A 25,258-nucleotide genomic window follows, 5' to 3' on the forward strand; every position below is an offset into this window, starting at 1 on the left:
ATTAAAATAAATCAATTCACTGATGATAATTGAATGATTATTAATCTGTTTTGGTGTCACTAATCTATGAAAAAACAATAAAAAAAACGCACCAAAATGATGCGTTTTAACAGTAAATTATTGTACAAAAATTACCATATTTTAATTCTCTCAGCCGGAGCTTTATACAGTTTATCTCCCGGTTTAATATCGAATGCTTTCATAAAAGAATCCTGATTTACCAAAGGCCCGAAAGCTCTGAAATATCCCGGTGAGTGCGGATCTGTCTTCACCTGATTCATCATATACTGATCGGTAGATTTGGTTCTCCAAACCGTTGCCCAGCTCATAAAAAATCTTTGATCCTGATTAAATCCGCTAATCAAACCAACATTTCCTTTATCTTTTAAATACATTTGAAGTGCATCATAAGCAACCGCTACTCCACCCAAATCACCAATATTTTCACCGCTCGTAAATTTTCCGTTCACGAAACTTCCTTTTACTGGTTCATAAGCGTTATATTGAGCTGCCAATTGTCCCACTTTTGCATCAAAGTTCTTACGATCCTGATCAGTCCACCAATTATTCAAATTTCCGTCACCGTCAAATCTTGAACCGCTGTCATCAAAACCATGAGAAATTTCGTGACCAATCACTGCTCCGATTCCACCGAAATTTACCGCTGCATCCGCTTTTGGATTGTAGAAAGGCGGCTGAAGAATAGCAGCAGGGAACACAATTTCGTTATTTGAACCGCTGTAATACGCATTTACGGTTTGTGGAGACATTCCCCATTCTGTTTTATCTACAGGTTTTCCTACTTTTTCTAAACTTTTCTGATATTGCCAAGCCGAAACATTTTGTAGGTTTGAATATAAAGTTGCACCTTGAGAAGGAGCTTCTACTTTCAATTTAGAATAATCTTTCCACTGATCCGGATACGCTATTTTCACGGTGAATTTCGACAGTTTTTCCTGAGCTTTTACTTTGGTTTCCGGCGACATCCAATCCATATCATTGATGTGCGTTTTGAAAGATTTCAAAATATAATCAATGTACATTTCCATTTGTTGCTTAGATTCTGGAGTAAAATATTTATCAACATACAATTTTCCGAATGCTTCACCTAAAACACTGTTTACAAGCGCCAAACCTCTTTTATCCATCCCACGCTGCTCTTTTTGACCTTGAAGATATTTAGAGTAAAAATCGAAACGGATATTATCTAAACTATCACCCAGATTACTTGCATTCCCATTGATAATATGATATTTAAGATAATCTTTCACCAACGGCAGGTTTTTCTGATTGATAAACTGATCCATATTTTGGTAATATTTCAGCTCACCAACAATTACTTTATCTGTATTTACTCCTGCATCTTTCAGATATTTAGCCAAATTTACATTTTTCACCAAGCCAGAAAGCTCAGTAACATTTTTAGGATTGTATCTTAAATTGGCATCTCTATTTTGCTCTAAAGTCAGTAAATAATTTGCCAGTTGCTTTTCAAAATCAACCACATTTTTAGCAGACTGAGGCGCATTTTCATATCCTAAAACAACAAATAATTTAGCTACATAATTTTGATATTCTGCTAAAGTTTTGGTATTGGCCTCGTTTACTTTTTGGTAATAATCTCTTCCTAAACCAAGGTCAGGACCGCCAAGATATACAGCATTCATTTTAGAATTCTTCATATCTGCCCCAACTCTCCATCCGTAGAATGAATTATCACTTAATTTTGTTGCGTCTAAAAGGTATTTCTGAAGGTCATTAACGTTTTTAATGGCATCAACTTTAGCTAAATCAGATTTTATCGGAGAAATTCCTGCTGCATTTCTCTTTTCAACATCCATAAAAGACGCATAAAGATTCTGAATTTTCTGCCCTTCTGAACCTTCAGCATATTTCTCGCTTATAATTTTATTTAAAATATCAAGTGAAGCATCATCTACATTCTCTCTCAATGCATTAAAAGACCCCCAACTTGCTTTATCAGAAGGAATCTGGGTTTCTTTTATCCAATTTCCGTTCACATAGCTGAAGAAATCATCCTGCGGACGTACGGTTTTATCCATATAAGATAAGTTAATTCCGTTTTCAGGATATATTACCAATTCAGAGTTTACGGCAACGATGTTCACAGGTGGCTTTTCTGTTGTCTCAACAGTTTTTTTTGCAGTTCCACAAGAATTTAAAAATACAACACCTGAAAAAGCAAGTGCTGCGATATTTAGTTTTTTCATTAAAATAATTTTGATGTGTAAAACAGTTTTATCAAATATAAGAATTTTGATGGACATGCTTATAGTACCAATATCTTCACCAATTTTTGCACATAAAATCTGTCTAATTCGTGGGGAAAATATTAATTTTCAATCTTACTCAAATGTTTTTTCTTAAAAGCTGTCGGTGTTTCTCCTATATACTTTTTGAATAATTTATTAAAATAAGAAACACTTTCAAAACCAACCTGAAAACAAACTTCGGTAATGCCCAAATTCTGTAACAGTAACATCTTCGCCTGATTGATTCTGTAATTATTCACAAAATCGGTAAACGTCATATTAGTTTGTTTTTTAAAATATCGGCAAAAGGCCGGTGTACTCAAACTCACCATTTCAGCAATAATATTCACATTGGGATTTTTGTCATAGTTTTCATTGATATAATCATAAATAGTCCCCATTCTTATTTTATCATTTAAAAACCATTTTACACGCGTGTCTTCTTTGTTGAGCTCAATAACTTCGGTAGACTGTGAGAGTATCTGCAAAACTTCTATCAAAGCAATAAGTGATTCGAAAGGCTTTTTTTCTTTAATTAAATGAAGCTTTTTTGCGACTATTTTTTTTGTTTCTCCAAAAAATGATAATCCTAAATACGAACGGTCTAAAAGCTTTTTAATATCATCAAATTCAGGAACAGGAAGAATCATTTCCTGCAAAAAGTTTTCTTTAAACTGTAGAACAACCTGTTTATATTCAGTTTTTATTCCGTAATCAAAATTAAGATGCGGAACATTAGAACCTACCAAAAGGAGGTCACTTTCCATAAAACCAGAAATATTTTTTCCGACATGACGAATCCCGTTCAAGGCTTCTACATAAACCAATTCTATTTCAGGATGATAATGCCAGAAAAAACAATGTTTCATCGAAGGCTCAAAAATTTTAAAAGACTTACCATCTTCAAAATCAATGATTTCTTTCTGTATTTTCATTAGGTTCTGTTTTGATTAATTATGAATACAAATTTATTTAAAATTGTCAATACAGAGCAAGAATCAATCATTTCAGAACAAAAAAAAACCATTATTTCTCTCGAATTTTGCACTTTGAAATAGGAATAGATGTTTGATAAAAGAATTTTGCCTTTGGCAATCGGTGGTTTGGCAATCGGAACTACAGAATTTACGATTATGGGATTGCTTCCCGACATTGCACAAACACTGAAGATTACCATTCCGCAAGCTGGGCATTTAATTGCAGCGTATGCTTTGGGAGTTGTAATTGGAGCACCCATTTTAATAGGTTATTCTGTAAAGTTTCCACCCAAAAAAGTATTGCTTGTTTTGATGGTAATTTTCACCATTTTTAATGCATTATCTGCTATTGCTCCAGATTATAACTCGATGTTGATTATCAGATTTTTGTCGGGTTTACCACATGGTGCATTTTTCGGAGTCGGAACCGTAGTCGCATCAAGAATGGCAGGAAAAGGAAAAGAGGCATTGTATATCTCGTTAATGTTTACCGGATTAACGGTTGCCAATTTGGCGATGGTTCCTTTGGTTACATATATTGGGCATGCATTTCACTGGCGCTGGTATTTTGCAATTGTAGGTGTGATTGGTATTGCCACTTTATTGGCTTTAAAACTTTGGCTTCCTGCAATGGAAAAAAAAGAAGACAGTCATTTTCTGGAAGAATTGAAATTTTTGAAAGGAAAACAGTCGTGGTTGGTTTTAATGATTACGGCAATAGGTTTCGGAGGTTTGTTTACTTGGTTTAGTTATATCACGCCATTAATGACAGTCGTTTCAAAAATTGAAAGCAGCTATATGGCTTATGTGATGATTCTTGCAGGCGCAGGAATGGTCGTTGGAAATTTAGCGGGAGGTTTTCTTTCAGATAAATTAGGTCCTGAAAAAACCTGTTCGTTGCTATTGTTTCTAATGATGATTTCATTAGCGGGAGTATTCTTTCTTTCTCATTATCAAAATGTTTCATTAGTTTTAACGTTCATTTGTGGAGCCTTGTCGATGTCTGTAGCAGCACCTATTAACATTATGATGATGAAAGCAGCACCAAAAAGTGAAATGATGGCCGCCGCTTTTATGCAGGCCGCATTTAATATCGCAAATGCCATGGGAGCATTCTTCGGAGGAATTCCGTTAGAACACGGCTTGCCTTATAATTACCCTTCACTTGTAGGAGTCGGAATGACGCTTATTGGATTGATTATTAGTCTAATTTATTTTTATCTCTATAGATTACCCAATGTAAAAGAAAAAGAAATAGCGGTAGAATGTGCTACCTGTGACCAATAAAAAAAGAGAAGCAATTGCTTCTCTTTTTTGTTAACTAACTTTGAACTTCATTCCCATTTTGACACCAATATAAGGCGTTATAAAGATTTTCTTTTGGAAAAGATTTAAATTCTCCGGGCATTAAAACACTGAAAATATCTGTAAAATTCTGTACTCCTTCATTATCGGTGACAATGGCTGCTCTATTCCATTTGGTAATATCTTTTATACCTAAAAGTGCATCCTGAAGCCAGGCTCCCATGGTAAAGTTACTTAAATCTGTATCTAAGTATAGAAGGTAATTTAATTCATCAAATTTTTCTATTTTACTCTTTACATAAGGAATAACAAGATTTTCAAAATCTTCTTTGGTCACATCGCCTGTGGCATTAAAAGCAGCTACGTTTTCAGGAGCATCATTAATTATTGTTATCATAATTTATATTTAAATGGTTTTGGTCATTTTATTTTATCAATAATTAAACCATAATTAAAGAATGAATGTCTTAAAGGCTCAATTATTGCTAATATTTTGAAAATAAAACTATGGACTTGAAATCTAACGAACCTTTCTGGCTTTTAAAAAATGGTTTATTATCTTCCTATCCTTCCCTGAAATCTGATGAAGAATACGATGTTCTTATTATCGGTGGCGGAATTACCGGAAGTCTTATTGCCCATCAAATGATAAAAGACGGATACCAAACTATTTTAATTGATAAACGCGAAATCTGTAATGGAAGTACCTCAGCAACAACCTCAATGTTGCAGTATGAAATTGATACTCCGCTGTATGAATTAATTGAAATGATTGGTGAAAAAGGTGCGGTAGAAAGTTACAAAGCCTGCTCAAAATCTATAGACGATTTAGAAAAACTAACGAAAGAAATAAAAGCCCGTTCTGGTTTTAAAAGAAAGCAATCCTTATATTTTGCTTCTAAAAAGAAAGATGCAGTTTGGCTTGAAAAAGAATATGAAGCCCGAAGAAAAGCAGGATTTGACGTGACATGGCTTGGAATTGAAGATATTGAAGAAAAATTTGGTTTTCAGAATACCTATGGTGGAATTTTATCTAAACAAGGCGCAAGTATCGATGCTTTTAAGTTTGCTCACGAATTGCTAAGATTTAATATCAATAAAGGTTTAAAAGTGTATGATAAAACCGAAATGAAGTCGGTAAAATATTTACGAGACCACAATTTAGCATTAACGACTGATGGTTTTAACATTAAAACTAAAAAAATCATTTATTGCGTGGGTTACGAAAGTTCAACAATGATTAAAGAATATTTTGTAGACCTTAAAAGCACATTTGCTATAGTTTCTGAAATTGATACTCAGAAATTTAAAAATATTGAACATACACTCGTCTGGAATACTGATGACCCTTACATTTACATGAGAACAACCGATGATGAAAGGCTCTTAATCGGCGGTGGCGATGAAGATTTTTCTAATCCTGAAAAGCGCGATTCTCTATTAAATAAAAAAGAAAAAGAAATTCTGAAAAATCTAAAAAGAATAAAACCCGACTATCATTTTTATACCGATTTTGTATGGGCGGGAACCTTCGGAGAAACCAAAGACGGACTTCCTTACATTGGAACTCATGATAATTTTAAAAACTCGTATTTCGTTTTAGGTTTTGGCGGAAACGGAATTACTTTCTCTGTCACCGGAATGGAAATGGCTTCGGCTTTTATGAAAAATGAAAATCATCAGCTTTCTGAATATTTTAAGTTTGGAAGATGAATTTAAATTTTATTGGCCTCAAAAATGGCTAATATAAAATATTTTATTAGCCACGAATGCACGAATTTTTACTTGCTAATATTCGTGCATTCGTGGCAAAATTTATCAAATAAAAAGTTTGAGGCTCAGCAAAACCAAACCTCAAACAAAATAAACAATACTAACATTCACATCACTATTTCACGGAACTGGTGTTTGAGACCAATTCCTTTAAATGCCACTTTCGGTTGATAGGATTTCATCCTATCCTTTAATAAATCGTCCTTTCAGGACTCTAATCCTCGAATCTCGAACCTCGAACCTCTAAAAACCGTATCCGTTTTTTTTCGCAATCTCCACAATCGATTTTTCAATCGCTTTTCCCAAGTCGTCACCTTCAGAACTTCCTCGTTTTTTAGTTTCGATATCAATAAACTCCTGTCTTTTTTTCGCAAGAATTTCAATTTCTTTCTGAATCTTGTCACGGTCTGCCGATTTTTGAGCGACAATTTTTGTAATTTCATCTTTACTTTTTCCTTTCAGCTCAGAAGGAAGTTCATTTTCTTTTATTGACGAAATATAAGCTTTGTCTTTTTCAACTTTATCTACCAAATCCCAATGGTCATTTTTGTAAGCGTTTTTCTTTGATTTGCTTACGGCTCTTTCAACCGCATTCGAAGCAGATTGCATTTCAGCATTTGAATCTTGAGCAGTCTGTTTGTTTTTCATTTCAGAACCTCGACTTCCGTAAGAAATATAAGTGTCGTTTAATTTAGAATTATATTGTGAAATTTTCACATCATAAGGCGTTTCAATATAAATCACTTTCTGGTCGCTGTCGATATTAAAATATTTTCCTTCCCCTAAACTCGCTCCATTTTGCCAATGTGACTGAATTCCTTCATTACGGCTTCCACAAAAAATCGTATTGGTATAAATATTTTTGGCTTTAGCTTTAGAAATAACATCTTTATAACTTATTTTTCCCTGGTCAAAAGGTTCATTTCCGGCGATGTAAATCAGTTTCATACTTTTTTCGTTACCATCCCAACTCAGATTGTTTGCTGCATCACGAATTACGGCTCCACAATATTCATTCCCTCCGTTGGTTCTTAAAGCAAAAAGTTTTTCTGAAACCAAATCTAAATCTTGCGTTAACGGAGTGACTTGTCGGATGTAATTTTCATCCTGTAAACCATCATTTCCGTATTCATAAAGGGCAATTTCTACTTGCGGAGCTTTTCCGTTATATTTTAAAGTCGTTAAAGTATTCACGATATTCCAAAGTCTTGATTTTGCTTGGTCAATAAGCCCATCCATACTGTTGGAAGTATCTAGAAGTAAAGCTACCTGAATTTTATTTTCTTTAGAAACCTCAATTTTTGGCTGTGTTGAGATTGTACTTTCTACAATTTTTCTATCGTTGGCTTTGCTGCTGCAACGATTATCTGAAATTTTACCTGCACTCAAAAAAGCAAAGACACTTGCTGTTACTGTTAAAAATTTTAATGTGTTCATTTTGTATGTTTTTAATTGATTATTCTGTTATGTGATTTGAGGTACGAGATTCGTGAAATGAATTTTATGTTGGTAATCGCAAAGGCGCAATTTTTTTAATCTATTACCGCTATAAAGGCGCAAGGATTTTATCAAAGATAAAATATGCCCCCTGATGAAAATCTTTGATTTTCTTGCGCCTTAAAACAGCCTGTTTTTATAAAACTTTTGTGTCTTTGCGATAATCCAACAACTTTTTATATTTAAAATCCCGAATTATGTAACCGGTATCTCGTATCTCGAATTACCTACTATAATACTGAATCTGCATATCTTTTGGATATTTCAACTCATAAGAAAAACTGATTTTTTCTGAAGCACCGCTGGATATTTTTCTGTTCCACAGAATGCTTCCGGTTTTATCGTCATAACTTCCGTCGCCAATGTTTAATGTTTTAACTGAAATTTTATCATGCTGACTAATAGGAAGCTGGTCTAGAATTTCAAGCTCGATATTTTCTTTGGTATTGTTTCTGATGCTGATTTCAAAAGATTCGGTTTGAATACGGTTTGAACTCAATGTCTTCTCTGTTGTTTTATCTTCAATTTTTAGACGTTTTACCACAATTCTTTCATCAACTCCAAGAGAAATAGGGAATTCATTTTTTACATAATTGCTTGTAATGCTCGTTTTTCCGATGTAATTATCTTCAAAATAAATATTTGCTTCGCCTGAAATTAGATTTAAATTCTGCCAGTTTTTCACAAAAGCCATTAAGAAAACCTGATTATTAAGTTTTGGAACCGTGTGATATTTGTAAGTAGATTCTACATTTTTCTTATCCAAAATCACATACTGTTCTTTTTCCTGACTGAGAATGGTTTGATTATAATTCAATTCATACAAAACATTCATCTGATTATCTGAAACACTTGCCACCGGAATCTGACTTGGCGCAGCAACCTCAGCACGCATTTGGTAAGAGTTAGACATTTCAGCTTTGGCTTTTTGCATGTATCCTACTTTCGCATCTTCATTATTATAAGCTTTGTATTCAGCGACATACAATGGTGATAAAATAGGTCGGTTCTGGTTGTAAGAAGGTCTGTAGGTGGAAACGAAAAGTTTTACATTATTCCAGTCTTGTCCAGTTTTTTGGTAAATTTTTCCTTTGTAGACAATTTCTAAAGGTTTTTTGGTAGACAAAGCTCTTAAATCATAAGACGGAATCCAACCTGCATTAGAAACAATATAGCTAATTCCAAGATTAAGATTCATTTCATTTTCAGCAAGAATTTCAAGTAAAAGTTCTTTTCTGTTTTGTGTTTTATGCGTTTGCTCTTCAGAAACCTGCTTGTTGATTTTAGCAATACTTTCATCCAAAACAGATTTTTGTTCGTTTAAAAGAAAAGTCTGATTATCTATTTCCAGCATTCTTTTTCTGTAAAATTCAGTCAGTTTTATCAGCTGTTCCTGCGGAGTAGATTTATCATTGGTGGAAACTTTAAGATTATCATTAATAATATTTTGTTCGCCCGTCAAATTCTTGATTTGAATATTTAATAAATTGACCTGTCTCTGAAATATTTTTCTTTCATCATCCAGTTTTTTTTCAACGTCAGACAATTCATCATTTTTAAGATAATTACTTTGGGGAGTAATAGAAAGAAGCGTTGTGTTTTTCTCTAAATTGATTTTATACGTATTTTCATCCAAATCATTCGGCAGATTGATGATTTTTACGGTGTTACTTCCTTTTTGAAGGGTAACGTTTGTGCTTCCGAAAACTTTTGCACCCTGTAGAAATACAGTGGCTTGTTTCACATCGATTTCTTTTTTTATTTCCTGAGATTTAAAAAACGAAACCATAAAAATGAGTATTAAAATAGAATGTCGCATTGTTTATTATTTTTAAGTTCTAAAGTAAAATTACCTTGATTAGAAACCTGAAAATTGAAGACTTGGTGAACTGTGGTTTTCACTTGGTGGAAATTTTTAAGCAAAAAAAAGACAGCCATTTCTGACTGCCTCTTAAAAAACTAAAGAATCTCGTATTTTGTTTTGATACTGTATTTCAGCTTAATATTTTCAATATTATCGAAAGAATAATCTGCATTTTGATCAACTGCTTCCATTTGTACATTGGCTCTCATACTTTTGTAAGCAACAGGAAGAATAGAATCACTCATATAATCTTCAATTTCGATGATTTCAACAGGTGTTCCCACTTTTTTTCCGATACTTTCCAGCAGATAATCTGCTTTTTCTTTTGCTGCTTTCAACGCATTAATTTTAACCGTTTTTCTAAAATCTGCAATCTTTGTGTTTTTGATTTCGGCAATATTCAGATTGCTTACCCATTTCTGGTTTAATTCTTCAAAAAGCTTACTCACATTGGTTTTTGCATTGACTTTAAACTGAAAACTCTTGGTAAACTTTGTGGTTTTCGAATACAAATTCTGGTACATTGATTTAAATTTGATGTCTTCGTTTTTTACACCGTTGTTTTTCAGTGTTTCAAATAAAAGTTTTTCGCTGTCTGCCAATTGATTTTTGTTGTCGGCTTTTATACCGATGTTAAAGATGATTTCATCCGGTTCTACTTCCATTTCGGCAACGCCAGTTACTTCAATTACATTTTTCTTTACTTCCTGCGCATTCATCAAACTTCCTGCTGCAAAAATCCCTACTAATAAAAGGTGTCTAAGTTTCATATTGTTTATTTTAAATTTCTAAAGTAAAATTACCACGAAAAGAAACTCAAGTTTTACAAACTTGGTGAACTAATGTTTTCACTTGGTAGAAGAAAAGTCAATCAACCAAAAAATGAAATCTATCCTGCAATGCATTCATTTTTTTATATTGAATAGCTTTAGCATGAATCATTTGATTGTTAAAAGAAAAAATAATAGAACCGTCTTTGTTTTTTAAAAATAAATGCTTTGAGATACGGTTTTCTTCATTTTGAAGAATAATTTGATGATCAAAAGAAATATCATAATGAAAGGAAATCATTTTTTCTGAATATTTTTCCATTAAAATCAGATATTGGTCTTTATGAAAGAATAAATATTGGTAAGGACTTTCAGGGGAAATTATCTTATAAGCACCATTTAATGGTAATAATTTATCATTTTCTTCTTTACTAAAATAAGGCATTCCTATTTTTACCAATACAATCCCTATAACTAAAATCTTTAAAAAAGTTTTGTAAGGCAAAAATAAAGTCTGGTCAAAAAAACTTTTTTTCGGTAGACTAATCAATTTAAGAAGAAATTCCCATTCGTTTTTTCTAACCAAAAATATGCTCATTAAAAGTAAAATCAGTGAAAATAATTTTACAGAAATATCAAAACTGATATTGATGATTAATATCTGAGCGAAGCTAATGATTGCCAATAATAATCCTAAAAACCGACTGCGTTTGAATAATAACAAAGCTCCTGAAAAAAGTTCAATTGAACCGATAATGATATTATAAATTTTAGACGTTCCTATTGTGCTCCAGAATAAAATATCTTTGTCTAAATTTCCGAATCTTGTGAACAGAATATTCGGTTCAGGTTCGGGAAATTGAGCTTTAAAAATTTTATCAATCCCATATTTTATCAGAATAACAGAAATATAAATTACACAAACATATCCTGTTATTGATAAAAATATTTTCATCCATTTTTTCTTGATAATGAAACTAAAAATTGTCGATGTAAGAAGCAAAATGATGATTAAAACCAGCATCGAATAACTATCTGAGCTGTAGTCTATTCTGCTATTCTTTTTATTGAAGAAAAATTCTAATATAAAACCAGTAAAATCTCCAAAAATAAAATCCGTAATTTTTAACTGGAAATCGTTTAAAAAACTCAACGGAAAAAATAGGATAAACTGCAGAAAAAAAACACCAAAAAAAACAGTAACCTTTCTAAAAAACATTGATTTAAATTTCACAGAAATACTTTTAACGATTTTTTCTATAAATAAAAACAGACGCAAATACAGCGATACTTAAAACAAGCAAATACAGAATTTCTTCTTTTGATTTAAAGTTTTTTACTTCAGCCGTTTTGATAACTTTTTTAGTAGAAATCGGTTTATATTCTTTCGTTTTTTTGTCATATTTCAAAAAAACAGTACTGTCGATATCATTTTGAAAGTTGTAATTTTCTTTAAGTATTTTTTTTACATTATCAATATTATCATCAGAAAAAACAGTATGATTGTAAACGGTATCTCTTCCGGGTTTCCATTTTTCAGACTTTTCGCTTCTCCAGCTTTTGCAGAATTTTGAAGTTACAATGACGCTTTTTTTATCGTCGATAATAATTACGCTGTCCAATTTCGAATTGACTACATATCTTTCCGGAGCTGCTCCAAGATTAGAATAATTGGTATTGTAACTGTCTTCTACAATACTTTTTTCAAAATATTCCATGTCGCCACTGTGGCTTTTGTAGGATATTAATTTGGTCTGAGAAAAAATCTGGCAACTTGAAAATATCAGTGCGAAATGAACTAAATAGGATAAATTTTTCATAAGAATTAAGTTTAAATTATAGAACAAACTTAGTCGTCTTTCAAAGTAATTTGAAGCTAACTTGGTGAATTGAAGTTTTCACTTGGTGAAAATTATCTATTTTTCTTGAAGTCATACTTTACGCTCAGATTTACCATATACTGAATTCCTATTTCAGGATTTTCATCGTTAATTACCTTATCGTAACCGGAATATTTTATGCCTTCATAATAGAAGGTCTTCCCTTTTCTTTCCAGCTTTTTGATATAATAATCATTGTTGTAATTTCCTCTTACCACATCAAAATCTGAACTTTCATAAGCGGTATATTGTTGGTATTGAGTTTTTGGAAATACATAAGAGAAATTAGAATTGGCAATCGGAGTTCCAATCAATTCATGTTTGAATTTCCCTAAATAATCGTCTTTCTTTCTGTTGACAATTGCATACGCTTCTTTCATCAGGTTTTGATGAATCTGCTCGATATTGGTGTTGATATAATCTATTTTGATGATGTCATAAATTTGAAAATCAGAAGCTTCATAGATTATTTTTTCAATTTTTGCGTGATCATTTGTATTGATGATCATATTTTTTTTGATTTCAAATCCTTTAATTTTTTGACTGACCAGCTTTTTATCGGCTTCAATATCAAAATCATAAACTTTTGTCTGGGAAATAAAATCGACATAAACATCTTCTTTTTTGATTCCTAATGAGCTAAGCCTTTTCAGGAAATTCGCTATTCTTAAGTTGATGTTTTCAATGGCTTTTTTTGTTGTTTCTGCTTCTTCGTTTAATCCTAAAGTAATTTTAAAATGGTCTGCTTTCTGATTGAGCAAAATACTCGCATTAATTGTTAATGTAGAATCGGTGGCGTAAAAATGTTTAGATTCAGGATAATAAGTAGATATTTCGTTGTAAGAATTTCGTTCTCTGTAAACTTGGTTTCCCGACATTTGAGCTTTTACAGAAATGGAAAAAAATAATAATGAAAGTAAAGCTAAAACTGACGCTTTGCTTGAGTTTAAATTGTTTTTCATAATGATTAAGTTTAAATTAATACTGCAAACTTAAATGCATCATAAACATATTACGGACGAAACTTGGTGAATAGCTTCCCTAACTTGGTAAGCAAAAAAAAGACAATTCTGAAACGAATTGTCTTTGTATTTATTTTAAAATAACTATTTCAATAAAATTTTAAATAGTTTAAGGTAAAAAATAAACTTTTATAATTTTACCATCTTTAATTTCATAGATTGCTGTCGCTTCTACTTTTTTGTCTTTTCTCATTCCTGAGACACTTTCCTGATCGATTACGAAATTATCATTTACAATTCTGTTTTTAATTTCACAGTGGAGTTCAGGCAGTCTTTTAAACATTTCGGTGTAGCTTGTTCTCATTGCATCTTTACCTTTGCTGATAAGTTTGTTTGGGAACGTATACAATTCTGCATCTTCCGAATAAGGCTCCAAGAAAGCATCAATATTTCTTGCATTATATCCGTTTACCTGTTTCTGAACCAACATTTCCGGTGTTTCTTTGATTGTTTTTTCAACATTTATAGTTTCTCCGTTCTTGAAAACCAGACTTACTTTGGTAAGATTCTCAAGATTTTCTACTGGGTTTGAATTCAATAGCACCAAATCGGCAACTTTACCTGTAGAAATACTTCCCAAGGTGTTTTCTTTATTGAAAATTTTTGCAGGATTAATCGTTGCAGACTGCAAAACCTGCCAATTGCTCATCCCACTTTTTTTCATCGCATTCAGTTCTGAAATAAAAGAGGTTGCATGTTGGGTTCCTATATTTCCGGCATCTGTTCCGGCAGCGATAGTTACACCTCCATCTGATAATTTTTTCAGATTTATGGTTTGAATTGAATCTTTTTTTGCAATATAAACATCCATTTGTGGCAGATTAAATCTTGTTTTTAATATTTTTACAATTGCAGAATCAGAAGTAGCTGACAAATGTTTCATGTCTTCAATAGAACCAATAGCTTCAGGATTAGAATTATTGAGTTCAAACGTGTTGTAATTATTTTTTTGCCCGTAAGTTTTGTAATAGTTGCCTGCAACGGTCAAAGTAGGATTTAAAATTACATTTTTTGATTTTAATAATTTCACAAAACTATCCGGAACGATTTCATCTTCGATATTATGTACAAGAAAATCGGCGCCGTTTTCTACCGCGATTTGTGCTGTGATTCTTTCTGTAGCATGTATTGCGACTTTCAGATTATTTTTATGAGCTTCATCAATAGCACTCTTTACAACAGCTTCATATTTTCTGGCATTAGCTTCTAAATCTTTTTTATCTCCACTTACGATGTACCATATTTTTATAAAATCAGGTTTGTATGGAAGTTGTTCTTGAACCATTTTCTTGGCATCTTCTGCAGTTAAAACCAATTTGAAAGGCTCATCTTTTCCACGATTTTTAAAAACTTCAGGTTCGTAAGTTGTCAATAAAGGTCCTGTCATATAAACAGTAGGTAAGTTTGTTTTTTGAAGCGAGTTTTTTTGAGATAAAAAGTTATAGGTTGCACCCACATCAATTACAGAAGTGATTCCCAGCTTTAAATAACGATTTAAAAAATCTTCCATATTTTGATGAACCCATGAAATTTCCTTTTCATATGATACTTGACTTCTTAAATCTACTGCATCTGGTCTTGTATACAAACCTCCGCTTTGGAAAAAATGCACATGAGAATCTGTCATTCCCGGAAGTAGAAATTTCCCTTCACCGTTGATGATTTTACTATTACTTGGAATTTTTATTTTCTTTGAAGGCTTAATTTCTGAAATCTTATCCTTCATAAAAACCACGGTTTGATTTGGGATGAGCTTTTGGTTGATAACATCTACAATGGTAACGTTACAAATATAAGTTTGTGAATAAAAGTTGGTGATTATAAAACACAGTAGTAAGACGATCGAAAATTTCTTTTTCATTTATTTCATGATTAATTAGATTTCAAAGATAAAAAAAGCAATCTTTAGAACGGAATTAAAATTTTTGAATTGATACTTGGTAAACTCCACTTTTCACTTGGTGAATAGTTTTTGGGTAAACTATATATATGTATATCTTTGTTTTATGAAAATGTTTCAATTTTTTACAATCTTTTTATTTATGATTTTTGGGAATATGTTATATTCTCAAACAACTAATAATGTATGGAAAGAAGTTGAAGTTGAAAGCGAAAAACTGAAAAAAGCCGTTGATACAAAAAACGAAGCTGCAGAAGCTGAATCTTACTACAATATCGGTGAAACTTTTTTTAATGTTAGAAATTTTTCTAAAAGTGAAGAGTATTTTATAAAATCTAAAAATATCTACGAAAAGCTTAACGACAAGCAAAATCTAGAAAAGGTAATTCGAAAATTAGCGCAGTCTCAGGAAAATCAAAATAAGCTAAAATCTGCACAAAGCAATTACCAAAAGGCATCAAAAATTGGATATTCAAAGTCAAAAAGAAGCTTGAACGGCAATGATGCTTCAAGACTTTCATCTCCGGGAGTAGAAAATAAAGCTGAAGCTATTCAGAGTAATATTCAGATTAGCGAAAAAGAAAATAACAAAGAGGATCTTGCCGCAAGCTACAGCCAAATGGCAGATGTAAATATTGAAAATAAAAACATTCCGAAAGCTGAAGAAAACCTCAATACAGCCTATCAAATTTCAAAAGAACAAGCGCCGCAACAGGCATTGGCAATCAATCAGAAACTGACCAATTTTTATGTAGATAATAAAGATTTTGATAAAGCGATAGAAGCTAAAAAATCAGTTTTAAAAGAAAATTTCGTCAAAGAAAATTCTCAGAAAAAAGTCGAACAGATTCAGGAATTAGCAGAAATTTACATCAAAAAAAACGATCCAAAAGAAGCGATTATTTTATTGAAAAACGCTTACGATATCGCTTTACAAAAAGGGCACACGCTTGAAGCACAGAAAAGTGTAAAAAAACTCGACAGTTTGTATAACATTTCAGAAAACACCAATGCTTCGGTGCAACTTTATCGAGATTTTCTCGGAAAACTACCAGATTTGGTTTCCAAAGACAGAAGTTTGGTTGATAATAAAATCCTTGAAGATACCGAACAAAGAATTTCACAACTTGAACAGGAAAAGAAATTAAAAGATGAGCTCATTCGCAAGAAAAATATTTTCAATTACAGTTTAATTGCTGTGCTGGTTTTACTGACAGGTTTAATAATTTTCATTTTCAGAACGCTGAAAAAGGTTCAAATCAAAAACAAAAAAATTGCGTTGCAGTCGCTGCGTCGTGAGATGAATCCGCACTTTATTTTTAACAGTTTAAATTCTGTTAATCATTTTATTGCCACCAATAACGAGTTAGAAGCCAATCAATATTTAACCAAATTTTCAAAATTAATGCGTGGCGTCATGGAAAACTCAAGTGAAGATTTCATACCGTTTCAGCAGGAATTAGATTTGCTTCAAAATTATCTGGCGTTAGAAAAAACGCGTTTTGCCGATAAATTTGATTACGAAATTGAGGTTGACGAAAGTTTAAATACGCAAAGTCTAAAAGTTCCGGGAATGCTGATACAGCCATTTTTAGAAAACGCTGTTTGGCATGGCTTAAGATACAGATCTGAAAAGGGATTTTTAAGTTTAAAATTCATTAAAAATAATGACTTACTGAATATTACGATCAAAGATAACGGCATAGGAATAGAAGAAAGCAAAAAGCAGAAAACTGAGCATCAAAAAACACGTGAAGGTCGTGGGATGAAAAATACTCTAGAAAGAATAAGGCTGCTCAATGATTTATATAACAAGAATATTGATTGTGCGGTAAAAGACTCTGAAGACGGGGTTATTGTTCAGATTTCAATGATAATTTAATAGAAATAATGATGAAATTATATACAAAAATAACAACCCTTTTATTGCTATTCATTGCTTTTTCTTTGTCTGCTCAGGTATATGACGATGCGAGATATGACATTATTTTGAAACAATTGAAACTTAGTTCTTCTAACGTTCACAATCAGCTTTACACTGAAAAGAAAATGCCTAATCTTGAAGATTCATACATTATTGTAGTTCCCATTTTATTGGGGAAACTTGAAGATGACGGATTTTCTGTGAAAAACACCATTCTAATTACCGATTCTCAGGGAAGAATAAAAAATAAATATATTGATAATACAGAATTTGGATCTGATGCCATTATGTTAGACAGTTTTGTAATCGACACCGGTCTTTATAAGTTAAATTCAGCTATTCGTGCTTTTGGCATTACTGCCAATTATCGCGGAAGCAGCAAGCCCAATCCTTATTCTTCATCCGATATTTCATTGTATTATCCTGAAGGTAAAACTTTAAAGAAAATTCTTGACAGCTATAACCTGATGACATATAGTGGAGAATGGGATATGAACTGTTCAGGAGAGTTTGAAGAAGATAATTCGGTCATTATTGTAGATCAACTAAGAACGAATGGTTTTGCTAATCTTAAAATCAAAATAGAAAATATAAAGACGATTGGCAAAGAAGTTAACGGTGAATGCATCGAAAATAAAACGTCAAAAATATCTTATAAAACTTTGAAATTTAACAAATCTGTTTACCAATAAATCCTGCTTTTTAGTACATGACAAAAAAAATATTTTTTTGTCAACCGCAAAAGTATCAAAAGAGATGATTGAAAAAAGAGAAATTCAAGAGTTTACAAAATGTAAATTTTTCATTTATTTCTTGTTTTGTTAGCTTTTGAATAAATTATCCGGGATAAAATCTTTTGTCGCTTTTGCGGTTAAAAAAATGTCATATACTAAAATGCTGGTTCCTAAAATCTGCAACCTAAAACCTAAAAAGATGAAAATAAAATCTGTAATTGTAGACGACGAAAAAATTGCACGAGAAGTTCTAAGGAATTATCTCACAAAATACTGTCCACAAATCGAAATTCTGGGTGAAGCAGAAAATATAAAAGATGCAGTTCCATTGATTGCAGAAAGTCGCCCGCAATTAGTTTTTTTGGATGTTGAAATGCCTTTCGGAAACGCTTTTGACGTATTAGAAGCAACCAAAGAATTTTCTTACGAAACCATCTTTATTACCGCATTTTCGCAATATTCTCTGCAGGCTTTAAACAAATCTGCGAGTTACTATATTTTAAAACCAATTGATATTCAGGAATTGATTTTAGCGGTTAATAAAGTGGCAGAAAGTATTGAAAAGAAAGACGAATTAAACCGAAACAAAATTCTGCTAGAAAATTTAAAACTAAAACCTGAAAAACAACAACTGATTCTCCCGACTTTACAAGGTTTCGACGTGGTAAAAACAGAAGATATCGTAAGACTTCAAGCTGATGGAAATTTTACGCAGGTTTACCTTACAGACGGTTCAAAAAAAATGGTTTGTCGATTTTTAAAACATTTTGATGATTTACTTGAAAGTCCTTTTGTGAGAGTTCATCGTTCACATATTATCAACACCAGTTTCGTGAAATCTTATCATAAAAGTGGCACAGCAACATTGTCTGATAACTCCGAAATTGAAGTTTCTGGAAGCTTTAAAGATCAATTTCTAAAGGTTTTTTCTTGAAATGTTTGACATAAAAATATTTTGAACCATTAAGAATATGTAAGGAGTTGAGTTTCATTAAGGAAAAATCAAATAGATTTTTAGTAAGAACTATTCTTAAAGCGAAGCTCACCTTAACTATTCTCAACTTCTTAATACATCTTACAGCTTGTTTAAATTTTATTAATTTAAATTCTGTACGATTAAGTTGTGATTTTTTCCAATCATTTTTTATATAATTCTCGCAGATTATACAGATTTAGCGGATTAAAAACTGAGAAATTAATCTGCTTAATCAGCAAAATCCGCGAGATAAATTATTTTCATTTAAATTTAAACATTCTCTTAATGATTCAAAAAAAAAATTATAACCAAATTCAAAACCAATTAAGGCATCATTTTTGAATTTTCATTGTAAACAATTACAGTATTATGAAAACCTTACACAAAATAGCTATTCCTGTTTCATTAGGCATTATCGGATTTTTACTATTCAACTCTTGTTCAGTTGGGATTCCTAAAGGAGCAACGGCGGTCAAAAATTTTAACTCAGAAAAATACCTTGGAAAATGGTATGAAATTGCACGTTTCGATTTTAAATTTGAGAAAAACATGGATAATGTAACAGCTGATTATTCACTCAATCCTGATGGAACAATAAAAGTGCAAAACAGAGGCTATGATTACGTAAAAAAAGAATGGAAAGAGTCTATTGGTGAGGCAAAATTCGTTAACGACAAATCTGAAGCAAGATTGAAGGTTTCTTTTTTTAAACCTATTTGGGCAGGCTATAACGTGATTGATATTGATGATGACTACCAAAATGCTTTGGTCGTAGGAAACAGCACAAAATACATTTGGTTTTTGTCTAGAAATAAAGAAATCCCTAACAGTATTAAAGAAAGATTCTTAGCAAAAGCACAAAAATTGGGTTACAACACCGACAATTTGATTTGGGTAAAACATGATTAATCATGCGTGGCGACGAAGTAATCTATAAAGTAACAATTTAAATAATTCAAACCTAACGAGTTTTAAAAACCCGTTAGGTTTTTTTTGGATAAATTTCAGTTCAAATTTCGATACTCTTTCCATTCCAGAAAGCGATGATCAATAACTTGTTTCATTAAATCATAATTTTCGTAGGTATCTTCTACATGATAAAAGGTTTCATATTCAAAATCATTTTCTTCGGCTACACTATCAAAAACATTGAGGTAATCTGTAGCAAATGAACTGAATTTATCTGCAAATTCGGTCTCATCAACGTAATAATCTTTCGCAAAAGCATTTCCCAAATCATTCAGATCAAATTCTGAAAATTTTCCGTCACAGGCATCGATAACAAAGTCTGCACCGGTGATTTCGCGTCTTTTTAAACTTTCAATTTCGTTTTCGCAATCTTCTTTCAATTCATCAGAATGCAGATTGTTGTTGATACACCAGCTGAGAAACATTCCGGTGTGGGTAGCGCCATTTTTCTCGGGAAGTCCTTCCGGAAAATCTCCGCCATAATGCCACGAAGCATCATCATATTTAGTCATAATCTTTATTATAGTTTCAGAAAGTTTAAATCAAAGATTTTAATACATGACAAAAAAATTAAAGTGCATTTTTAACCGCAAAAGTATCAAAAGAAATGATTGAAAAAAAAGAAATTCAAAAGTTTACAAAATGTAAAATCTTTACTTTATCACTTATTTTGCGAGCTTTTGAATAGCTTATTTCCTGCATAAAATCTTTTGTCGCTTTTGCGGTTAAAAAAATGTCATGTACTAAAGCCAAAGATATAAAAAATCATTTTCTTTTGTTCACTACAGAGATTTTCACGTCATTTGTAGAGAATTTATTCAAAATTAAACGCATGCAAAACGCAGTTCTTATCACCATTGGTGACGAAATTCTTTCAGGAAATACTGTAGATACCAATTCTAATTTTATCGCTACCGAACTCAAAAATATTGGGATAAAAGTTTCTCAGATTATCACCATTTCAGACGAAATAGAAACCATCAAAGAAGCCTTACAATCAGCTTTTAAAATTGGAGATTTGATTATTACCACAGGAGGTTTGGGACCAACAAGAGATGATAAAACAAAAAAAGCTTTAGCCGAATTTTTTGATGATGAAATTGCTTTAGATGAGGTCACTTTCGAGCATCTTAAAGCATATATGGAAAAACGTGGACGCATCGAAATTTTAGAAAGAAACCGCGAACAGGCTTTTGTGCCTACAAAATCAACTGTTTTTCAAAATCATTACGGTACAGCTCCATGCATGATGATGCAACAAAACGGAAAATTAGCTTTTAGTTTACCTGGTGTTCCGTACGAAGTAAAACCTTTAATAAAAGATCAGATTGTTCCTTATTTAAAAGAAAAATTTAACCTGAATTATATTTCCACAAGAATTGTTTCTGTAGTTGGGATTCCCGAAAGTATTTTGGCAGATCAAATTGAAAACTGGGAACTTGCTTTGCCAGAAAACCTTGCGCTGTCTTATCTTCCCATTGGCACAAGAGTGAAATTAAGATTGACGGCAACTGGAAATAACGAAAATCTATTGCAGATTCAGCTGGAAAACGAAATTCAAAAACTGTTCCCTATTATCGGTGAAAATATCATTGCAACTTCTGAAGATAAAATTGAGAAAATTTTAGGTGAAATTTTAAGCGAAAAAGGGCTTACAGTTTCTACTGCAGAAAGTTGTACAGGTGGAGAATTATCTCTTTTAATTACATCAAATCCTGGAAGTTCTAAATATTTTATCGGTGGTATAGTACCTTACGCCACGCAGAAAAAGATAGATATTCTTCATGTTTCAGAAGGAATTATTGAACGATTTACAGTGGTGAGCGAAGAAGTTGCACGAGAGATGGCTGATGGCTGTCAGAATTTATTCAAAACAGATATTTCTCTTTCTACAACCGGAGTTGCAGGCCCTGGAAAAGGTGAAGATGGCAAAGAAGTGGGATTAGTATATTACACGATAAAAGTGAAAGATGAATCTCAAACTTTTAAATTGTACATGCCCCATTTAGACCGACAGGATTTTATTTATTTCGTCTCGCAGAAAATCCTTCAGGACTTGGTAGGAATTTTAATCAATAAATAAAAGTTTTTTGACGTTTGCAGCTCTAATGGCAACATAAAATGTCATTGCCCTTTTGTGGTTAAAAATCGAACTCAATTCGATTGATAAAATAAATTAACTTTACCGTAACAAAATTTAAATTAAATATACATATTGTGTAAATTATTATTACAATGAAAAAATTAACACTTTCTTTGTTTTTATTAGCAGGAGTTTGTTCACAAAATACGTTGAACGCTCAGACTAAATCTACTAAAACAACCACTATTGATAAAGGTTTAGACATTAGCTTGATGGATAAATCTGTTCGTCCTCAAGATGATTTTTACAATTACGTGAGCGGAACTTGGATGAAAACTGCCAAAATCCCTTCTGATAAACCAACTTGGGGAAGTTTCAACAAATTGGCAGATGATACCGATAACAATTCAATGACTATCTTAAACTCGCTTCTGAAAGATAAATTTGCAGAAGGAAGTGAAGGTAAAAAAATCCAGGATTTGTATGCTACGTATATGAATATGGAGAAGAGAAATGCAGACGGAATCAAGCCTATTCAGGAAAACATCAACAAAATTGATGCAATTAAAAATCTTACTGATCTTCAGAATTATTTAGCTTCAGTTACGAAAGAGGGAGAAAACAATTTTTACGGATGGGGTGTTTATGCAGACCTTAAAGATTCTAATATGAATGCCGTTTATCTTGGAGACGCTTCATTAGGAATGGGTAGAGATTACTATCAGAAAGTAGATGCTAAAAATACTGAAGCTCTTGCAGAATACCAGAAATATGTAGCTTCTATGCTAAAAGAATTAGGGTACAAAAATGCTGATGCTGCTGCAAAAGGAATTGTAGACTACGAAAAAAGCATTGCTAAACATTTATTAACGAATGAGCAAAGCCGCGATAATACCCTTCAGTATAATCCAAAAACAATGGCCGAACTTAAAGCTTTGGTTAAAAATGTAGACCTTCCTGCTTATCTTAGTAAGGTTGGTGTAAATACTGATAAAGTTATTATCGGTGAATTAGAGTATTACAAAAACTTTGATCAATTGGTAAACGCTAAAACGCTTCCTGTAATCAAAGATTATTTGAAATTCCACATGATCAGCGGAAGTGCTTCTTATTTAAGTGAAAAATTAGGAGATGCAAAATTTGCTTTCTACGGTAAATATTTAAGAGGTCAGCAGGAGCAGAGAGCTTTAAACAAAAGAGGATATGAGTTAATCAACGGTTCTTTGGGAGAGGCTTTCGGAAAATTATATGTTGAGAAATATTTCCCAGCATCAGCTAAAGCTCAAATGGTTGAGTTGATTGATTATTTAAAGAAAAGTTTCGCAGTTCACATCAACGGTTTAACGTGGATGTCTTCTACTACGAAAGAAAAAGCGATGACTAAACTGAATAAATTTACCGTAAAAGTTGCTTATCCTGATACGTGGAAAGATTATTCTAAATTGGTAATCACTCCAGAATCTAAAGGTGGAAACTTATATCAGAATCTTCAGAATATCGGTGAATGGCAGTACAATAAAGAGTTGGCAAAAATCGGAAAACCGGTTGATAAAACTGAATGGGGAATGACTCCACAAACGGTAAATGCTTATTACAACCCGGTATATAACGAAATCGTTTTCCCTGCTGCAATTCTTCAACCGCCATTCTTTAATCCTCAAGCTGATGCTGCCGTTAATTTTGGTGGAATTGGTGCTGTTATCGGTCACGAAATTTCTCACGGATTTGATGATTCAGGGGCACAGTTTGATGCAGACGGTAACTTAGTAGACTGGTGGACTCCAGAAGACAAAGCGAACTTCGAAAAAGCTACTAAAGCTTTGGCTGCTCAATACGATAAATATGAGCCTGTAAAAGGAACTTTCGTTAATGGAACTTTCACAAATGGTGAAAATATCGCAGATTTAGGAGGTGTAAACATCGCTTATGATGCCCTTCAAATGTATCTTAAAGACAAAGGTAATCCTGGAAAAATCAGTGGTTATACACAAGACCAGAGATTCTTCTTAAGCTGGGCAACCGTTTGGAGAACTTTATCAAGTGAAAAATACATGGTAAACCAAGTGAAAACAGACCCACACTCTCCTGGATATTTCAGAAGTTTCGCACCTTTAATGAATGTTGATGCATTCTACAAAGCATTCGATGTGAAACCTGGTGATAAACTATACAAAAAGCCAGAAGATAGAATTAAAATCTGGTAATCAATATTTAAAATTTTAAAACCGTTCAGCAATGAGCGGTTTTTTTATATCTACAAGATTGATAAAAAAAACGTCTCACATTTTATTTGTGAGACGTTTTTATATTTTTAATGAATATGTTTTTCTGCGTGGTAAGAACTTCTCACCAGAGGTGAACTTTCAACATGTCTGAAACCTAAACTTCTTGCAAAATCTCCGAATTCATCAAACTCTTCAGGCGTGATAAATTTTTTCACAGGAAGATGTTTTTTTGTCGGCTGCAAATATTGCCCCATCGTAATAACGTCAACATTGGCGTTTCTTATGTCTTCAATGGTTTGGAAAACTTCATGTTTTTCTTCACCTAAGCCAAGCATTAATCCTGTTTTTGTTCTGTTTTGCCCGGCTTCTTTTAAATATCTTAAAACCTCAAGGCTTCTTTCGTATTTTGCCTGAATTCTTACTTCTCTCGTCAAACGTTTTACCGTTTCCATGTTATGAGAAATCACTTCCGGAGCTACATCTACCAATCTGTCTAAATGTTTTGTAAGACCTTGGAAATCCGGAATTAAAGTTTCCATTGTTGTTCCCGGAGAAATTCTTCTTACTGCGTTTACAGTTTCCCCCCAAAGAATAGAACCCATATCTTTCAAATCATCACGGTCAACAGAAGTTAAGACCGCATGCTTAATTTTCATTAGTTTAATAGAACGAGCTACTTTTTCAGGCTCGTCCCAGTTTACATCCATTGGTTTTCCGGTTTTCACCCCGCAAAAACCACAGCTTCTGGTACAGATGTTTCCTAAAATCATGAAAGTTGCCGTTCCCTCGCCCCAACATTCACCCATGTTTGGGCAGCTTCCACTTTGGCAAATTGTATTTAATTTATATTTATCTACCAAAGTTCTTAATTCTCTGTAATTCTTTCCTGTAGGAAGTTTTACACGAATCCATTTTGGTTTTTGAACGGTAGTATCTTGAACTAAATTCTCCATTTATCTCTCAAATTGAGCTTCAAAGTTAGTGATTTTTTTATCGACTACATCTACGATGTGAATTGATGGAAATGATAATTTATTTTTGCCTCGAATGCACGAATAGTTTATTACCTACTTGCTTAAATTAAAA

20 protein-coding genes are annotated in these 25,258 nt (G+C 32.5%); 8 read left to right on the plus strand and 12 right to left on the minus strand.

The window, feature by feature from the left end; all coding sequences use genetic code 11:
• Positions 1-131 precede the first annotated feature (131 nt).
• Both LO744_RS15385 and LO744_RS15390 read right to left on the minus strand, forming a co-directional pair.
• Positions 132-2,231, minus strand: a complete 2,100-nt coding sequence (locus tag LO744_RS15385) for a M13 family metallopeptidase (protein WP_230670908.1) — start codon at positions 2,229-2,231, stop codon at positions 132-134.
• A gap of 122 nt (positions 2,232-2,353) precedes the next feature.
• Positions 2,354-3,208 (minus strand): AraC family transcriptional regulator, encoded by an 855-nt coding sequence (locus LO744_RS15390; protein ID WP_230670909.1) that lies wholly within the window; start codon positions 3,206-3,208, stop codon positions 2,354-2,356.
• Between the two features lie 129 nt (positions 3,209-3,337).
• Between LO744_RS15390 and LO744_RS15395 the strand changes: the two genes are divergently transcribed.
• On the plus strand, positions 3,338-4,537 hold the full coding sequence (locus LO744_RS15395; RefSeq protein WP_230670910.1) for an MFS transporter: 1,200 nt from the start codon (positions 3,338-3,340) through the stop codon (positions 4,535-4,537).
• Between the two features lie 34 nt (positions 4,538-4,571).
• Here LO744_RS15395 and LO744_RS15400 read toward each other — a convergent pair whose 3' ends face one another.
• Positions 4,572-4,952, minus strand: a complete 381-nt coding sequence (locus tag LO744_RS15400; RefSeq protein ID WP_230670911.1) for a SpoIIAA family protein — start codon at positions 4,950-4,952, stop codon at positions 4,572-4,574.
• A 110-nt stretch (positions 4,953-5,062) separates the two neighbouring features.
• Between LO744_RS15400 and LO744_RS15405 the strand changes: the two genes are divergently transcribed.
• The gene (locus LO744_RS15405; protein ID WP_230670912.1) at positions 5,063-6,268 is read left to right on the plus strand and encodes an NAD(P)/FAD-dependent oxidoreductase; all 1,206 of its coding nucleotides are present in this window, start codon (positions 5,063-5,065) and stop codon (positions 6,266-6,268) included.
• Positions 6,269-6,571: 303 nt separating this feature from the next.
• On the opposite strand, the gene LO744_RS15410 is transcribed toward LO744_RS15405, so the two are convergent.
• The 7 genes from LO744_RS15410 to LO744_RS15440 form a co-directional block, all read right to left on the minus strand.
• On the minus strand, positions 6,572-7,765 hold the full coding sequence (locus LO744_RS15410; protein ID WP_230670913.1) for a vWA domain-containing protein: 1,194 nt from the start codon (positions 7,763-7,765) through the stop codon (positions 6,572-6,574).
• Positions 7,766-8,048: 283 nt separating this feature from the next.
• Positions 8,049-9,644, minus strand: a complete 1,596-nt coding sequence (locus LO744_RS15415; protein ID WP_230670915.1) for a DUF4139 domain-containing protein — start codon at positions 9,642-9,644, stop codon at positions 8,049-8,051.
• Between the two features lie 140 nt (positions 9,645-9,784).
• Complete coding sequence (locus LO744_RS15420) at positions 9,785-10,459, minus strand: SIMPL domain-containing protein (RefSeq protein ID WP_230670916.1); 675 nt, start codon at positions 10,457-10,459, stop codon at positions 9,785-9,787.
• 97 nt (positions 10,460-10,556) lie between these two features.
• Positions 10,557-11,678, minus strand: a complete 1,122-nt coding sequence (locus LO744_RS15425; RefSeq protein ID WP_230670917.1) for a hypothetical protein — start codon at positions 11,676-11,678, stop codon at positions 10,557-10,559.
• 25 nt (positions 11,679-11,703) lie between these two features.
• Complete coding sequence (locus LO744_RS15430) at positions 11,704-12,279, minus strand: hypothetical protein (protein WP_230670918.1); 576 nt, start codon at positions 12,277-12,279, stop codon at positions 11,704-11,706.
• A gap of 92 nt (positions 12,280-12,371) precedes the next feature.
• Positions 12,372-13,301, minus strand: coding sequence for an SIMPL domain-containing protein (locus LO744_RS15435; RefSeq protein WP_230670919.1), 930 nt, complete (start codon positions 13,299-13,301; stop codon positions 12,372-12,374).
• 169 nt (positions 13,302-13,470) lie between these two features.
• On the minus strand, positions 13,471-15,222 hold the full coding sequence (locus LO744_RS15440; RefSeq protein WP_230670920.1) for an amidohydrolase family protein: 1,752 nt from the start codon (positions 15,220-15,222) through the stop codon (positions 13,471-13,473).
• A gap of 181 nt (positions 15,223-15,403) precedes the next feature.
• Here LO744_RS15440 and LO744_RS15445 point away from each other — a divergent pair, with 181 nt between their 5' ends.
• The 4 genes from LO744_RS15445 to LO744_RS15460 all read left to right on the plus strand — a co-directional run bounded on the left by LO744_RS15445 (position 15,404) and on the right by LO744_RS15460 (position 19,804).
• Positions 15,404-17,143 (plus strand): tetratricopeptide repeat-containing sensor histidine kinase, encoded by a 1,740-nt coding sequence (locus LO744_RS15445; RefSeq protein ID WP_230670922.1) that lies wholly within the window; start codon positions 15,404-15,406, stop codon positions 17,141-17,143.
• Positions 17,144-17,151: 8 nt separating this feature from the next.
• Positions 17,152-17,877, plus strand: coding sequence for a PA3715 family protein (locus LO744_RS15450; RefSeq protein ID WP_230670924.1), 726 nt, complete (start codon positions 17,152-17,154; stop codon positions 17,875-17,877).
• Positions 17,878-18,064: 187 nt separating this feature from the next.
• On the plus strand, positions 18,065-18,853 hold the full coding sequence (locus tag LO744_RS15455; protein WP_230670926.1) for a LytR/AlgR family response regulator transcription factor: 789 nt from the start codon (positions 18,065-18,067) through the stop codon (positions 18,851-18,853).
• Between the two features lie 411 nt (positions 18,854-19,264).
• Entirely contained in the window at positions 19,265-19,804 is a 540-nt protein-coding gene (locus LO744_RS15460; protein WP_230670928.1) for a lipocalin family protein, read from the plus strand.
• A gap of 95 nt (positions 19,805-19,899) precedes the next feature.
• Here the strand turns inward: LO744_RS15460 and LO744_RS15465 are convergent, their stop codons facing one another.
• Entirely contained in the window at positions 19,900-20,376 is a 477-nt protein-coding gene (locus LO744_RS15465; RefSeq protein ID WP_230670930.1) for a DUF7832 domain-containing protein, read from the minus strand.
• A 320-nt stretch (positions 20,377-20,696) separates the two neighbouring features.
• Between LO744_RS15465 and LO744_RS15470 the strand changes: the two genes are divergently transcribed.
• Together LO744_RS15470 and LO744_RS15475 are read left to right on the plus strand one after the other, a co-directional pair.
• A complete protein-coding gene (locus tag LO744_RS15470; protein WP_230670932.1) occupies positions 20,697-21,947 on the plus strand; it encodes a CinA family nicotinamide mononucleotide deamidase-related protein in 1,251 nt (416 codons plus the stop codon).
• A gap of 152 nt (positions 21,948-22,099) precedes the next feature.
• Positions 22,100-24,151 (plus strand): M13 family metallopeptidase, encoded by a 2,052-nt coding sequence (locus LO744_RS15475; protein ID WP_230670934.1) that lies wholly within the window; start codon positions 22,100-22,102, stop codon positions 24,149-24,151.
• 107 nt (positions 24,152-24,258) lie between these two features.
• Here the strand turns inward: LO744_RS15475 and lipA are convergent, their stop codons facing one another.
• The gene (lipA, locus tag LO744_RS15480; RefSeq protein WP_230670936.1) at positions 24,259-25,125 is read right to left on the minus strand and encodes a lipoyl synthase; all 867 of its coding nucleotides are present in this window, start codon (positions 25,123-25,125) and stop codon (positions 24,259-24,261) included.
• Positions 25,126-25,258 lie beyond the last annotated feature (133 nt).

The sequence above is a fragment of the Chryseobacterium turcicum genome (genome assembly GCF_021010565.1).
Taxonomy (GTDB): Bacteria; Bacteroidota; Bacteroidia; order Flavobacteriales; family Weeksellaceae; genus Chryseobacterium; species Chryseobacterium turcicum.

Coding starts and splice junctions, on each gene's coding strand:
- LO744_RS15385 (WP_230670908.1), bottom strand. CDS start 2,231: ATGAAAAAACTAAATATCGCAGCACTTGCTTTTTCAGGTGTTGTATTT.
- LO744_RS15390 (WP_230670909.1), bottom strand. CDS start 3,208: ATGAAAATACAGAAAGAAATCATTGATTTTGAAGATGGTAAGTCTTTT.
- LO744_RS15395 (WP_230670910.1), top strand. CDS start 3,338: ATGTTTGATAAAAGAATTTTGCCTTTGGCAATCGGTGGTTTGGCAATC.
- LO744_RS15400 (WP_230670911.1), bottom strand. CDS start 4,952: ATGATAACAATAATTAATGATGCTCCTGAAAACGTAGCTGCTTTTAAT.
- LO744_RS15405 (WP_230670912.1), top strand. CDS start 5,063: ATGGACTTGAAATCTAACGAACCTTTCTGGCTTTTAAAAAATGGTTTA.
- LO744_RS15410 (WP_230670913.1), bottom strand. CDS start 7,765: ATGAACACATTAAAATTTTTAACAGTAACAGCAAGTGTCTTTGCTTTT.
- LO744_RS15415 (WP_230670915.1), bottom strand. CDS start 9,644: ATGCGACATTCTATTTTAATACTCATTTTTATGGTTTCGTTTTTTAAA.
- LO744_RS15420 (WP_230670916.1), bottom strand. CDS start 10,459: ATGAAACTTAGACACCTTTTATTAGTAGGGATTTTTGCAGCAGGAAGT.
- LO744_RS15425 (WP_230670917.1), bottom strand. CDS start 11,678: ATGTTTTTTAGAAAGGTTACTGTTTTTTTTGGTGTTTTTTTTCTGCAG.
- LO744_RS15430 (WP_230670918.1), bottom strand. CDS start 12,279: ATGAAAAATTTATCCTATTTAGTTCATTTCGCACTGATATTTTCAAGT.
- LO744_RS15435 (WP_230670919.1), bottom strand. CDS start 13,301: ATGAAAAACAATTTAAACTCAAGCAAAGCGTCAGTTTTAGCTTTACTT.
- LO744_RS15440 (WP_230670920.1), bottom strand. CDS start 15,222: ATGAAAAAGAAATTTTCGATCGTCTTACTACTGTGTTTTATAATCACC.
- LO744_RS15445 (WP_230670922.1), top strand. CDS start 15,404: ATGATTTTTGGGAATATGTTATATTCTCAAACAACTAATAATGTATGG.
- LO744_RS15450 (WP_230670924.1), top strand. CDS start 17,152: ATGATGAAATTATATACAAAAATAACAACCCTTTTATTGCTATTCATT.
- LO744_RS15455 (WP_230670926.1), top strand. CDS start 18,065: ATGTCATATACTAAAATGCTGGTTCCTAAAATCTGCAACCTAAAACCT.
- LO744_RS15460 (WP_230670928.1), top strand. CDS start 19,265: ATGAAAACCTTACACAAAATAGCTATTCCTGTTTCATTAGGCATTATC.
- LO744_RS15465 (WP_230670930.1), bottom strand. CDS start 20,376: ATGACTAAATATGATGATGCTTCGTGGCATTATGGCGGAGATTTTCCG.
- LO744_RS15470 (WP_230670932.1), top strand. CDS start 20,697: ATGCAAAACGCAGTTCTTATCACCATTGGTGACGAAATTCTTTCAGGA.
- LO744_RS15475 (WP_230670934.1), top strand. CDS start 22,100: ATGAAAAAATTAACACTTTCTTTGTTTTTATTAGCAGGAGTTTGTTCA.
- lipA (WP_230670936.1), bottom strand. CDS start 25,125: ATGGAGAATTTAGTTCAAGATACTACCGTTCAAAAACCAAAATGGATT.